This window comes from Sphaerotilus sp. FB-3 (assembly GCF_023706025.1).
Lineage (GTDB): Bacteria > Pseudomonadota > Gammaproteobacteria > Burkholderiales > Burkholderiaceae_C > Sphaerotilus > Sphaerotilus sulfidivorans.
In genome coordinates, this window is sequence record NZ_BQWE01000025.1 from 1 (window position 1) to 12075 (window position 12075).

The window sequence follows — 12075 nt, forward strand, 5'->3', positions numbered from 1 at the left end:
CGCTTTAAGCTAACCAGTACTAATTGCTCGTGAGGCTTGACCCTATAACTTTGACATTCCTGTCAAGGCAAGAGTGTCGACGTTAACCGTACTTCAGTCACGGTGAACGCAATCAATTGACAGACCAGCGCTGATTCATCAGACTCTACGAATCGTCTTTCAGGTTCCATCCTGAAAGACCAACGGTTATGCCTGACGACCATAGCGAGGTGGTCCCACTCCTTCCCATCCCGAACAGGACAGTGAAACGCCTCCGCGCCGATGATAGTGCGCATTCGCGTGTGAAAGTAGGTCATCGTCAGGCTTCTATTCCAGCAAACCCCTCTGATCTTCTGGTCAGAGGGGTTTTTGCTTTTTGTCTTCGATTTCCGAGGCGAATGTTCGGGGCATGAAAAAACGCCCCGCAGGGCGTTTGGGGTACGGTCTGCAGCGCTCCTGTGTAGAGCGCGCAGGATCACATCACCTTGACGATTGCATCGGCGACGTAGCCGATGTTCTTCGTGTTCAGCGCGGCCACGCAGATGCGACCCGAGTCGACGCCGTAGACGCCGAATTCACCGCGCAGGCGCACCATCTGGTCCTTGTTCAGGCCGGAATAGCTGAACATGCCCTTCTGGCGCACGATATAGCTCAGGTCGCCCTGCACGCCGGCGGCGGTCAGCTTCTCGACCAGCAGCGTGCGCATTTCCTTGATGCGAACGCGCATCGCCGCCAGCTCGTCCTCCCACATCGTGCGCAGCGCCGGGGTGGTCAGCACGGTGGCGACGATCTGCGCGCCGTGGGTCGGCGGGTTGGAGTAGTTGGTGCGGATCGCGATCTTCAGCTGCGACAGCACGCGGGTGGCCTCTTCCTTCGAGGCGCAGACGACCGACAGGGCGCCGACACGCTCGCCGTACAGCGAGAAGCTCTTCGAGAACGAGGTCGAGACGAAGAAGTCCAGGCCGGCAGCGACGAACTTGCCGATCACCGCACCGTCCTCGGCGATGCCGTCGCCGAAGCCCTGGTAGGCCATGTCGAGGAAGGCCACGAGGTTGCGTGCCTTGATCGAGGCGATGACCTGGTCCCACTGCTCGCCGGTGATGTCATAGCCGGTCGGGTTGTGGCAGCAGGCGTGCAGCAGGATGACCGTGCCGGCCGGGGCCGCGTCGATCGCGGCCAGCATGCCGGCGAAGTTGATGCCACGGTTCTCGGCGTCGTAGTACGGGTAGGTGCCGACGGGGAAGCCGGCGGTGCTGAACAGCGCGCGGTGGTTTTCCCAGCTCGGGTCGGAAATCAGGACCGTGGCGTTCGGGTTGACCTTCTTCAGGAAGTCGGCGCCGATCTTCAGGCCGCCGGTGCCGCCGATGGCCTGCACGGTGGCGACACGGCCGCCGGTGACGACCTCGCTGTCGGCGCCGAACACGAGGCCCTGCACGGCCTTGTCATAGGCGGCGATGCCGTCGATCGGCAGGTAGCCGCGCGCCTTCGGCGCCTCGAGCATCTGGCGCTCGGCCTCGACGACGCACTTCAGCAGCGGCAGCTTGCCGTTGTCGTCGTAGTAGACGCCCACGCCCAGGTTGACCTTGGCGGGGTTGGTGTCGGCACCAAATTGTTCGTTCAGACCCAGGATCGGGTCGCGCGGGGCCATTTCGACGGCAGAGAACAGGGACATGACTGCGGGTCCGGAAAAGGATGTGTTGTGGATGACGCGCCCGCCACCCAAGCGCGCATCACGCGGGCTTCGCGGAGTTCGGTTAGGCTGGGCGGTTGCGCGCCGATTCTAGCGGCCGCTCGGGAGTCCCATGAACAGCATCGAGCAGATCGACAGCCATGACACGCCGGCCAGGGAAGGGCAGTTCGTCAGCTTTCCCGATTCGCCTTTTCAGTTGTTCCAGCCCTATCCGCCGGCGGGCGACCAGCCGCGTGCGATCGAGCAGCTGGTCGAAGGCGTGCAGGACGGCCTGAGCTGGCAGACGCTGCTGGGCGTGACCGGCTCGGGCAAGACCTTCACGATGGCCAACACCATCGCGCGGCTGGGCCGCCCGGCGATCGTCTTCGCGCCGAACAAGACGCTGGCGGCGCAGCTCTACAGCGAGTTCCGCGAGTTCTTCCCCAAGAATGCGGTCGAGTACTTCGTCAGCTACTACGACTACTACCAGCCCGAGGCCTATGTGCCGCAGCGCGATCTCTTCATCGAGAAGGACAGCGCGATCAACGAGCACATCGAGCAGATGCGCCTGTCGGCGACGAAGAGCGTGCTGGAGCGCCGCGACACGGTGATCGTCGCCACCGTCAGCGCGATCTACGGCATCGGCAAGCCGGAGGACTACACGCAGATGCGCTTCATCGTGCGTGTCGGCGACCGGGTGGGGCAGCGCGAGGTCATCGCGCAGCTGGTGCGCATGCAGTACACCCGCAACGACGTGGAGTTCGTGCGCGGCACCTTCCGCGTGCGCGGCGACACCATCGACATCTTCCCGGCCGAGCATTCCGAGCTGGCGATCCGCATCGAGATGTTCGACGACGAGGTCGAGACGCTGCAGCTCTTCGACCCGCTGACCGGCAAGGTGCGCCAGAAGATCCCGCGCTTCACCGTCTACCCGGCCAGCCACTATGTGACGCCGCGCGAGCAGGTGCTGGCTGCGGCAGAGGGCATCAAGGCCGAGCTGCGCCAGCGCCTGGACGAGTTCGTGGCCGCGGGCAAGCTGGTCGAGGCCCAGCGCATCGAGCAGCGCACCCGTTTCGATCTGGAGATGCTGCAGGAGGTCGGCCACTGCAAGGGCATCGAGAACTACACCCGGCATCTGTCCGGCGCCAAGCCGGGCGAGCCACCGCCGACGCTGGTCGACTACCTGCCGTCGGATGCGGTGATGTTCCTCGACGAGAGCCATGTGCTGATCGGCCAGTTCGGCGGCATGTACAACGGCGACCGCTCGCGCAAGACCACGCTGGTCGAGTACGGCTTCCGGCTGCCCTCGGCGCTGGACAACCGGCCGCTGAAGTTCGACGAATTCGAGCGCAAGATGCGCCAAGTGATCTTCGTCACCGCGACGCCCGCCGACTACGAGAAGACCCACGCCGACCAGGTGGTCGAGCAGCTGGTGCGGCCCACCGGCCTAGTCGATCCGCTGGTCGAGGTGCGCCCGGCCACGCACCAGGTCGACGATGTGCTGCAGGAGATCCGCCAGCGCATCGAGATCGGCGAGCGGGTGCTGATCACCACGCTGACCAAGCGCATGGCCGAGCAGCTCACCGACTATCTTGACGAGAACGGCGTGAAGGTGCGCTACCTGCACTCGGACATCGACACGGTCGAGCGCGTCGAGATCATCCGCGATCTGCGCCTGGGCGCCTTCGACGTGCTGGTGGGCATCAACCTGCTGCGCGAAGGCCTGGACATTCCGGAGGTGTCGCTGGTGGCGATCCTCGATGCCGACAAGGAAGGTTTCCTGCGCAGCGAGCGCAGCCTGATCCAGACGATCGGCCGGGCGGCGCGCAACGTCAACGGCCGCGCCATCCTCTATGCCGACCGGATCACCGACTCGATGCGCCGCGCCATCGACGAGACCGAGCGACGCCGCGCCCGGCAGGTCGCCCACAACGAGGCCCACGGCATCACGCCGCGTGGCATCCGCAAGCAGGTGCGCGACCTGATCGACGGCGTCTACAGCGACAAGGCCAAGGACGATCTGGCGCGCTTCGAGCAGATCCGCGAGGCCGCGCAGGTCGAGGCCCTGTCGGAGAAGGATCTGGGCAAGCGCATCAAGCAGCTCGAGAAGCAGATGCTCGAACACGCACGCAACCTGGAGTTCGAGCAGGCGGCGCGGCTGCGCGACCAGCTGGCCTTGCTGCGCGAGCAGGCCTTCGGGTCGGGAGGCCGGTGATGCGCATCCTGATGGTCTGCACCGCCAACATCTGCCGCTCGCCGACGGCCGAGGCGGTGATGCGGCATCGCCTCGGCCGCGCCGGTCTGCTGGATCGCATCGAGCTGGATTCGGCTGGAACCCGGGCCGGATCGACGCCGATGCCGGCCGATCCGCGCAGCATCGCCCATGCGGCACGACGCGGCTATGACCTGACGCTGCTGCGCTCGCGCCCGGTCACGCGGCTGGATTTCGACCGCTTCGACCTGATCGTTCCGATGGACCGCAGCCATGTGACCCAGCTGACGGCGCTGGTGCCCGGAGCATCCCCGGCGCAGGTCCGGCTGCTGATGTCGTTCGCGCGCATCAGCGGTCTGTCCGAGGAGGTGCCCGACCCCTACTATGGCGGTGCCGCGGGATTCGAACATGTGCTCGACCTTGTGGAACTTGCGTGCGACGGTCTGCTCGAATACCTGTACTCGCCTCAGGGTTCCCGCTGATCCCGGCTGCCGGGCAGGCGGAGCGCTCCGCTATAATCGAGTAAATCACTCGGGAAAGAGGGCGAGGGTCCAACCCGACTTGCTGCCCTGGGCTCAGCCAACCGCTGCGTACCAGCCGCGAGTTCAAGGAGCTTAAAGCCATGCGACTGACAACGAAGGGCCGGTTTGCGGTCACCGCCATGATCGATCTGGCACTGCGCGAGCACAGCGGCCCGGTGGCGCTGGCGGCCATCAGCGCGCGCCAGCAGATCTCTCTTTCCTATCTTGAACAGCTCTTCGGCAAGCTGCGCCGCCATGAGCTGGTCGAGAGCACCCGGGGTCCCGGAGGGGGCTACTCGCTCGGTCGCAAGGCCGAGGACATCACGGTCGCCGACATCATCGTCGCCGTGGATGAAGCGATCGACGCCACCGGCTGCGGCGGCGGCGAGAACTGCATGGGCGACGAATCGGGCCGCTGCATGACGCACGACCTGTGGGCGAGCCTGAACGCGAAGATGCTCGAATACCTGAACTCGATCTCGCTCAAGAGCCTGGTCGACGATCAGATCAACCGCGGCGTGTCGGTCGAGGAGGCGCCCATCAAGCGCGCGATCTCGAGCCAGCCCGTCGTCAAGCCGATCAAGGTCACGGCGCCGAACTCCGTGTTCGCGCTCGGATCGGCGCTCTCGAAGTAACACGAACTTGTCCCGGGTGCCGCCCTGACCGGCGGCCGCTGCGGGACGACCTGGTTGAACATGGACATGACGCCTCACTTCCCGATCTACATGGACTACGGCGCGACGACCCCGGTCGATCCGCGGGTGGTCGATGCGATGATTCCCTGGCTGCGCGAGCACTTCGGCAATCCGGCGTCGCGCAGCCACGCCTGGGGCTGGGAAGCCGAGGAAGCGGTCGAGAAGGCCCGCGGCCAGGTCGCCGCCCTGATCGGCGCCGATCCGCGCGAGATCGTCTGGACCTCGGGCGCGACCGAGTCGAACAACCTCGCGATCAAGGGCGCTGCGCACTTCTACCAGACGCGCGGCAAGCACCTGATCACCGTCAGGACCGAGCACAAGGCGGTGCTCGACACGATGCGCGAGCTCGAGCGCCAGGGCTTCGAGGTGACCTACCTCGAAGTGCAGCCCGACGGCCTGCTAGACCTCGACCAGTTCCGCGCCGCGATCCGTCCGGACACCATCCTGGCCTCGGTGATGTTCGTGAACAACGAGATCGGCGTGATCCAGGACATCCCGACGATCGGTACGATCTGCCGCGAGAAGGGCGTGATCTTCCACGTCGACGCCGCGCAGGCCACCGGCAAGGTCGAGATCGATCTGGCCAAGCTGCCGGTCGACCTGATGAGCCTGGCCTCGCACAAGACCTACGGCCCGAAGGGCATGGGCGCGCTGTATGTGCGCCGCAAGCCGCGCATCCGCATCGAGGCGCAGATGCATGGCGGCGGTCACGAGCGCGGCATGCGCTCGGGCACGCTGCCGGTGCACCAGATCGTCGGTATGGGCCTGGCGTTCGAGATCGCGCGCCAGGAGATGGCCGAGGAGAACGAGCGCATCGCCGCGCTGCACAAGCGCCTGCTCGACGGCCTCTCCGACATCGAGCAGGTCTTCGTCAACGGCGACCTGACCCGCCGCGTGCCGCACAACCTGAACATCTCCTTCAACTTCGTCGAGGGCGAGTCGCTGATCATGGGTGTCAAGGGCCTGGCGGTGTCGTCGGGCTCGGCCTGCACCTCGGCCAGCCTGGAGCCGAGCTATGTGCTGCGCGCGCTGGGTCGCAGCGACGAGCTGGCGCACTCCAGCCTGCGCATGACCATCGGCCGCTTCACGACCGTCGAGGAGATCGACTACGCCGTCGCCACCCTGAAGGACCGTGTCGCCAAGCTGCGCGAGCTCTCGCCGCTGTGGGACATGTACAAGGATGGCATCGACCTGAGCACGATCCAGTGGGCCGCCCACTGATCGGCGGACGGACGGCGAACGCACACGGATCCGGAGAACAGCAATGGCATACAGCGACAAGGTCATCGACCACTACGAGAATCCCCGCAACGTCGGCGCCTTCGACAAGGGCGACGAGGACGTCGGCACCGGCATGGTGGGTGCGCCCGCCTGCGGCGACGTGATGAAGCTGCAGATCAAGGTCAACCCGGCCACCGGGCTGATCGAGGACGCGAAGTTCAAGACCTACGGCTGCGGCTCGGCGATCGCCTCGTCGTCGCTGGTGACCGAGTGGGTCAAGGGCAAGTCCCTGGATCAGGCGCTGGCGATCAAGAACACCCAGATCGCCGAGGAGCTGGCGCTGCCGCCGGTCAAGATCCACTGCTCCATCCTCGCCGAGGATGCGATCAAGGCGGCAGTCGACGACTACCGCTCGCGCCACGCCGGTGAGTCCGCCGGCCCGGCGCAGTGAGGTCGGCGATGGCGGTCACCCTGTCCGAAGCCGCGGCCCGGCATGTCTCGCGCTACATCGCCCGTCGTGGCAAGGGCGTGGGCGTGCGTCTGGGCGTGAAGACCACCGGCTGCTCCGGTCTGGCCTACAAGCTGGAATACGCCGACGAGATCGCCCCGGAAGACCATGTCTTCGAGGACCACGGCGTCAAGGTGCTGATCGACCCGAAGAGCCTGCCCTACATCGACGGCACCGAGCTGGACTTCGTCCGCGAGGGGCTGAACGAGGGCTTCAAGTTCCACAATCCGCGCGAGAAGGATCGCTGCGGCTGCGGGGAATCCTTCCGGGTCTGAGCCGAGGCCGGTCCCGGGGCGCGCTCGTCGACACGGGCGCGCCCTTTGCTTTTGTCCGGCCATGTCGGATTTCCTGCAACGGCCCCTGATCATGAAGCTCACTGACAACGATTTCGACCTCTTTGGCGTGCCGGTGCGCTTCGCCCAGGAGCGTGCGCAGCTCGACGCGCGCTGGAAGGCGCTGCAGTCGGAGGTGCATCCGGACCGCTTCGCCAGCGAAGGGGCCGCCGCGCAGCGCGTGGCGATGCAGTGGGCGATCCGCGTCAACGAGGCCTACCAGCGGCTGAAGGATCCGCTCAAGCGCGGCGCCTACCTGTGCGAGCTGCACGGCGCCGCGATCGACGCCGAGAGCAATACCGCGATGCCGGGCGCCTTCCTGATGCAGCAGATGGAATGGCGCGAGGCGCTCGACGAGGCCCGCACCCTCGAAGCCGTCGAGGCGCTGGCCGACGATGTTTCCGCCGCCGAGCGCCGCATGCTGCTGCAACTCGGCACCCTGATCGACGAGCGCCAGGACTGGCCGGCCGCGGCTGGCCAAGTCCGTGCGCTCATGTTCGTCGCGCGCTTCGCCGCCGACGTGGACCGGCGCCTCGACGCGCTGGGACAATGACGCACCCATGGCACTTCTCCAGATCTCCGAACCCGGGCAGACGCCCGACCCGCACAGCCGTCGCATCGCCGTCGGCATCGATCTCGGCACGACGCACTCGCTGGTCGCCTCGGTGCGCCATGGCCTGCCCGAATGCCTGCCCGACGACCAGGGCCGGGTGATCCTGCCCTCGGCCGTGCGCTACCTGGGCGGCGGCCGGCGCCAGATCGGCTTTGACGCGCTGGCCGCGCAGGCCGACGATCCGCATGACACGCTGGTCTCGGTCAAGCGTTTCATGGGCCGCGCGCTGGCCGACATCGCCGACCGCGGCAATCTGCCGTACCACTTCGTCGACCAGCCCGGCATGGTCGCGATCGAGACCCGCGACGGCGTGAAGTCGCCGATCGAGGTCTCGGCGGAGATCCTGGCGACGCTGCGCTACCGCGCCGAGGACACCTTCAACGCCGACCTGTTCGGCGTGGTCATCACCGTGCCGGCCTATTTCGACGACGCGCAGCGCCAGGCGACCAAGGACGCCGCGCAGCTCGCCGGCCTGAACGTGCTGCGCCTGCTCAACGAGCCGACGGCGGCCGCGATCGCCTACGGTCTCGACAACGCGATCGAGGGCCTGTACGCGGTCTACGACCTGGGCGGCGGCACCTTCGACATCTCGCTGCTGCGCCTGTCGAAGGGTGTGTTCGAGGTGGTCGCGGTCGGTGGCGACTCGGCCCTCGGCGGCGACGACTACGACATGGCGCTGGCCGTGTGGCTGCTGGCGCAGGCGGGCCTGCCGACGCTGGACGCGCTGGATGCGCACGACAAGCGCGTGGTGCTGCGCGCCGCCCGCGCAGCCAAGGAAGCGCTGTCGTCGACCGACACGACGGTTGCCGCCGCGACGCTGGGTGCCGGCGCGCTGTCGCAGCCGGTCAGCCGCGAAGCCTTCGAGGCGGCGACCCAGCCGCTCACGCAGCGCACCCTCCAGCTGATGAAGCGGGTGCTGCGCGACGCGAAGATCAAGGCCGACGAGGTGCAGGGCATCGTGATGGTCGGCGGCTCGACGCGCATGCCGGTGGTGCAGGCGGCGGTCGAGGCCTTCTACGGCCGCGCGCCGCTGACGAACCTGAACCCGGACGAGGTGGTCGCGCTCGGCGCGGCGGTGCAGGCCAACGCGCTGGCCGGCAACGCGCCCGACGGCGAGATGCTGCTGCTCGACGTGATCCCGCTGTCGCTCGGTCTGGAGACGATGGGCGGGCTGGTCGAGCGTGTCATCGAGCGCAACGCCACGATTCCGGTGGCCAAGGCGCAGGACTTCACCACCTTCAAGGACGGCCAGACCGCGCTGGCGGTGCATGTGGTGCAGGGCGAGCGCGAGCTGGTGGCCGACTGCCGCTCGCTGGCGCGCTTCGAGCTGCGCGGCATTCCGCCGATGGCGGCGGGCGCGGCGCGCATCCGCGTGACCTTCCAGGTCGATGCCGACGGCCTGCTGTCGGTTTCGGCCAAGGAGATGACTTCCGGCGTCGAGGCCGCGATCACCGTCAAGCCGAGCTACGGCCTGAGCGACGATCAGGTGGCCTCGATGCTGCGCGAGGGCTTCACCGAGGCCGAGGGCGACATGCACCGCCGCGCGCTGACCGAGGCCCGCGTCGAGGCCGAGCGCCTGTCGCTGGCCACCCGCGCCGCGCTGGAGGCCGACGGCGACCTGCTCGACGAGGATGAGCGCATCCGCGTCGACCGGCTGCTGGACGCGCTGGCCGAGATCGCCCGCGCCGAGGACGCGCACGCGATCGAGGCCGCCACCAAGGCCCTGGCCGATGGCACCGAGAACTTCGCCGCGCTGCGCATGAACCGCGGCATCCAGCAGGCGCTGACCGGCCGCCGCCTCGACGAGGTCTGAGCGACTTCAGCGCCTCGCCCCCCGACTCCCGGACCCCGACACGATCATGCCCACGATCAAGATCCTGCCCCATCACGAACTCTGCCCGCAGGGCGCCAGCATCAGCGCGCCGGCCGGCACCTCGGTCTGCGAGGCGATGCTCGACAACGGCATCGCCATCGAGCACGCCTGCGACATGAGCTGCGCCTGCACCACCTGCCATGTCATCGTCCGCGAGGGCTTCGCCTCTCTGGGCGAGATGGACGAGACGGAAGAGGATCTGCTCGATCGCGCCTGGGGCCTGCAGCCCAACTCGCGTCTGGGCTGCCAGGCCATCCTGGCCCAGCAGGACCTCGTCGTCGAGATCCCGAAATACACCATCAATCACGCCCGCGAGAACCACTGAGCGGGCCGCGGCCCCCTTCGCCATGCGCCAGATCTTTCTCGACACCGAAACCACCGGCCTGGATCCGAAAACCGGCGACCGCATCGTCGAGATCGGCTGCGTCGAGATGGTCAACCGCCGGCTGACCGGTCGCAACCTGCACCTCTACCTGAACCCGGAGCGGCCGGGCAGCGAGGAGGCGATCCGCATTCACGGCCTGACCGACGAGTTCCTCGCCGACAAGCCGAAGTTCCGCGAGATCGCCGGCGAACTCGTCGAGTACGTGCGCGGCGCCGAGGTGATCATCCACAACGCCGGCTTCGACGTGGGCTTTCTCGACGCCGAACTGCGCCGGGTCGGCCAGCCGCGCTTCGCCGAGCTGGCCGGCGGCATTCTCGACACGCTGGTGATGGCGCGCGAGATGTTCCCGGGCAAGGCCAACTCGCTCGATGCGCTGTGCCGCCGGCTGGAGGTCGACAACACGCACCGGCACTTCCACGGCGCGCTGCTCGATTCGAACCTGCTCGCCGAGGTCTACATCCGCATGACCCGCGGCCAGAACTCCCTGGTCATCGACGAGGAGAAGGGCAGCGAGGAGCAGGTCGAGCAGATCGACGAGGAGCAGGCCGCGATCGACCTGTCGACCTTCGTGCTGCCGGTGCTGCGTGCAGCCGAGGCCGAGCAGGCCGCGCACGACAAGATGCTGGCCGAACTGGACAAGGCCAGCGGCGGAAAAACAATCTGGCGTCAGGTGCTTGCGCACGGAGAAAAAGCTGTGGCATAATCGCGTTCTCGCTGCAGCGCAGGACGAAAGAAAAGCCAGCAGCAGAGCCCGAACAAGATTCGGGCGGTTAGCTCAGCGGTAGAGCACTGCCTTCACACGGCAGGGGTCGCAGGTTCGAACCCTGCACCGCCCACCAGAACAAGCCCCGTAAGTCGTTGATTTGCGGGGCTTTTTCCTTCGGTGGATGAGGTGAGCCATCGGCTGCACACCAGTCAGGTGCGAAAAGGTATTGAAACCTTTGATGTTGGATGCCCCCCTGAGTGCCAGGGGCGCCCGGTATCCGCTTGGCTCTAGGTACAGTCAGATGTAGGTTGCAGGGGCGGCTTCCTTCGCCACCACCGTGTCATACAAACCGTAGTGCGTCAGGCCAACATGGCTCTCGATCCCGGTGTAGCGCAGTGACGCATCCTCGTAGCGCCTGAAAGCGAACACGGCTTGATTCATTTGCTCGGTGTTGAACACCTTGAGCTTGACCAGCAAATGGAAGTCCTGCACCGTCAAGCCGGTGACCGTCAGAAATAGTGCCGACTCCAGCTTGGTGATGACATCCTGCAGCGTGTTTTCACGGAAGTCCGTGAGGTACATGAACGCCGGAATGCGTGTCGCAAACTTGATCAGCTTTTCCTGGATCAGCTTGCGCTTGGACTTGTATTCCTTCTCGGCCTCTGACAGCTCCTTTTTCTCTTTGTTCGTCAGGGTCTTTTCCTTGGCTTTGTTCTTTAGTGATTTGACTTTCTCACTTTTGTTGATGACGGTCTCGATGACGTTGTCACCCAGCGTGCGCCAGCCCTCGATCCGCTCGACCGCCGCCATGGCCTCAGGGTTCTCAAGGATGCGCTGCAAGGTGCTGTTGTCCACATTCACCAACAGTGCGCTCTCCCACTTGCGCGCCAGCAGCGTCGCCGAGGTGCCGGCCATGGCGATGTCCAAAATGCCGCCCGCATCGATCTGGGTCATGTTGGCGCCGTCGTAGGCCAGCACGGGCAAGAACGCTACCAGATCCTTGACTGCTACCTCCGGGTTAGCCTCGTTGGGCGACAAGCCAATGCCGTACTCACAGAGCTGCCTCAGCGCTCGAGTCGGCGCGAAGTCGAACACGAAGCACACCGGCTTGAGGATTTCCTCTTCGTTTGGGTTGTCACCATTGGGGTTTTTTATGGACCACGGTGATTGCACTCTGAATGCCGCCTGAAAGTAGGTCTCTGGTGACTTGAGGTTTCGCAGCATCAGGATGGATGACCACTGCGCCACCGTGACGCCGGTCGTCAACTTGCCGCATGACCAGGGCGATTGCATTAGCCAAGTCCCCGATTGCGTGGTAACAATCCGGCCCGACCTCGCCACCCCACGACACGATGCCAGAC

At 66.0% G+C, this 12075-nt stretch carries 11 protein-coding genes, 1 tRNA gene, 1 rRNA gene and 1 pseudogene; 12 read left to right on the forward strand and 2 right to left on the reverse strand.

The genetic code is table 11. The features are described 5' to 3' along the window. Nucleotides 1–191 precede the first annotated feature (191 nt). Nucleotides 192–304 (forward strand): 5S ribosomal RNA (gene rrf / locus NFT33_RS11505). A gap of 150 nt (nucleotides 305–454) precedes the next feature. Here rrf and NFT33_RS11510 read toward each other — a convergent pair. Continuing rightward, nucleotides 455–1651: an amino acid aminotransferase gene (locus NFT33_RS11510; RefSeq protein ID WP_220787950.1), complete on the reverse strand. Its 1197-nt coding sequence runs from the start codon at nucleotides 1649–1651 to the stop codon at nucleotides 455–457. Nucleotides 1652–1781: 130 nt separating this feature from the next. On the opposite strand from NFT33_RS11510, the gene uvrB reads away from it, so the two are divergent. The 11 genes from uvrB (at nucleotide 1782) to NFT33_RS11565 (ending at nucleotide 10847) form a co-directional block, all read left to right on the forward strand. Next, complete coding sequence (gene uvrB, locus NFT33_RS11515) at nucleotides 1782–3863, forward strand: excinuclease ABC subunit UvrB (protein ID WP_251675439.1); 2082 nt, start codon at nucleotides 1782–1784, stop codon at nucleotides 3861–3863. After that, a complete protein-coding gene (locus NFT33_RS11520; protein ID WP_251675441.1) occupies nucleotides 3863–4342 on the forward strand; it encodes a low molecular weight protein-tyrosine-phosphatase in 480 nt (159 codons plus the stop codon). Before uvrB ends, NFT33_RS11520 begins: the two co-directional genes overlap by 1 nt. 140 nt (nucleotides 4343–4482) lie before the next feature. Continuing rightward, the gene (locus NFT33_RS11525; RefSeq protein WP_037485702.1) at nucleotides 4483–5016 is read left to right on the forward strand and encodes a Fe-S cluster assembly transcription factor; all 534 of its coding nucleotides are present in this window, start codon (nucleotides 4483–4485) and stop codon (nucleotides 5014–5016) included. A 60-nt stretch (nucleotides 5017–5076) separates the two neighbouring features. Continuing rightward, nucleotides 5077–6297: an IscS subfamily cysteine desulfurase gene (locus NFT33_RS11530; RefSeq protein WP_251675443.1), complete on the forward strand. Its 1221-nt coding sequence runs from the start codon at nucleotides 5077–5079 to the stop codon at nucleotides 6295–6297. A gap of 43 nt (nucleotides 6298–6340) precedes the next feature. Then, nucleotides 6341–6748, forward strand: a complete 408-nt coding sequence (gene iscU, locus NFT33_RS11535; RefSeq protein WP_149504346.1) for a Fe-S cluster assembly scaffold IscU — start codon at nucleotides 6341–6343, stop codon at nucleotides 6746–6748. A gap of 8 nt (nucleotides 6749–6756) precedes the next feature. Next, nucleotides 6757–7080: an iron-sulfur cluster assembly protein IscA gene (gene iscA, locus NFT33_RS11540; RefSeq protein WP_037485698.1), complete on the forward strand. Its 324-nt coding sequence runs from the start codon at nucleotides 6757–6759 to the stop codon at nucleotides 7078–7080. Nucleotides 7081–7171: 91 nt separating this feature from the next. Beyond that, nucleotides 7172–7690, forward strand: coding sequence for a Fe-S protein assembly co-chaperone HscB (gene hscB / locus NFT33_RS11545; RefSeq protein ID WP_149504345.1), 519 nt, complete (start codon nucleotides 7172–7174; stop codon nucleotides 7688–7690). Between the two features lie 7 nt (nucleotides 7691–7697). Next, nucleotides 7698–9563 (forward strand): Fe-S protein assembly chaperone HscA, encoded by a 1866-nt coding sequence (gene hscA / locus NFT33_RS11550; RefSeq protein WP_251675445.1) that lies wholly within the window; start codon nucleotides 7698–7700, stop codon nucleotides 9561–9563. Between the two features lie 46 nt (nucleotides 9564–9609). After that, the gene (gene fdx, locus NFT33_RS11555) at nucleotides 9610–9948 is read left to right on the forward strand and encodes an ISC system 2Fe-2S type ferredoxin (RefSeq protein ID WP_149504343.1); all 339 of its coding nucleotides are present in this window, start codon (nucleotides 9610–9612) and stop codon (nucleotides 9946–9948) included. Nucleotides 9949–9970: 22 nt separating this feature from the next. Then, entirely contained in the window at nucleotides 9971–10711 is a 741-nt protein-coding gene (dnaQ, locus tag NFT33_RS11560) for a DNA polymerase III subunit epsilon (protein WP_251675447.1), read from the forward strand. 61 nt (nucleotides 10712–10772) lie between these two features. Further along, nucleotides 10773–10847, forward strand: a tRNA-Val gene (locus NFT33_RS11565). A gap of 164 nt (nucleotides 10848–11011) precedes the next feature. Here the strand turns inward: NFT33_RS11565 and NFT33_RS11570 are convergent. Continuing rightward, nucleotides 11012–12075, reverse strand: a pseudogene (locus NFT33_RS11570) (restriction endonuclease); the annotation flags it as partial.

Bases quoted from the DNA above. Each gene is read 5' to 3' on its own strand.
- iscU (WP_149504346.1), top strand. From the start codon at position 6,341: ATGGCATACAGCGACAAGGTCATCGACCACTACGAGAATCCCCGCAAC.
- NFT33_RS11510 (WP_220787950.1), bottom strand. From the start codon at position 1,651: ATGTCCCTGTTCTCTGCCGTCGAAATGGCCCCGCGCGACCCGATCCTG.
- dnaQ (WP_251675447.1), top strand. From the start codon at position 9,971: ATGCGCCAGATCTTTCTCGACACCGAAACCACCGGCCTGGATCCGAAA.
- hscA (WP_251675445.1), top strand. From the start codon at position 7,698: ATGGCACTTCTCCAGATCTCCGAACCCGGGCAGACGCCCGACCCGCAC.
- NFT33_RS11520 (WP_251675441.1), top strand. From the start codon at position 3,863: ATGCGCATCCTGATGGTCTGCACCGCCAACATCTGCCGCTCGCCGACG.
- NFT33_RS11525 (WP_037485702.1), top strand. From the start codon at position 4,483: ATGCGACTGACAACGAAGGGCCGGTTTGCGGTCACCGCCATGATCGAT.
- NFT33_RS11530 (WP_251675443.1), top strand. From the start codon at position 5,077: ATGGACATGACGCCTCACTTCCCGATCTACATGGACTACGGCGCGACG.
- fdx (WP_149504343.1), top strand. From the start codon at position 9,610: ATGCCCACGATCAAGATCCTGCCCCATCACGAACTCTGCCCGCAGGGC.
- hscB (WP_149504345.1), top strand. From the start codon at position 7,172: ATGAAGCTCACTGACAACGATTTCGACCTCTTTGGCGTGCCGGTGCGC.
- uvrB (WP_251675439.1), top strand. From the start codon at position 1,782: ATGAACAGCATCGAGCAGATCGACAGCCATGACACGCCGGCCAGGGAA.
- iscA (WP_037485698.1), top strand. From the start codon at position 6,757: ATGGCGGTCACCCTGTCCGAAGCCGCGGCCCGGCATGTCTCGCGCTAC.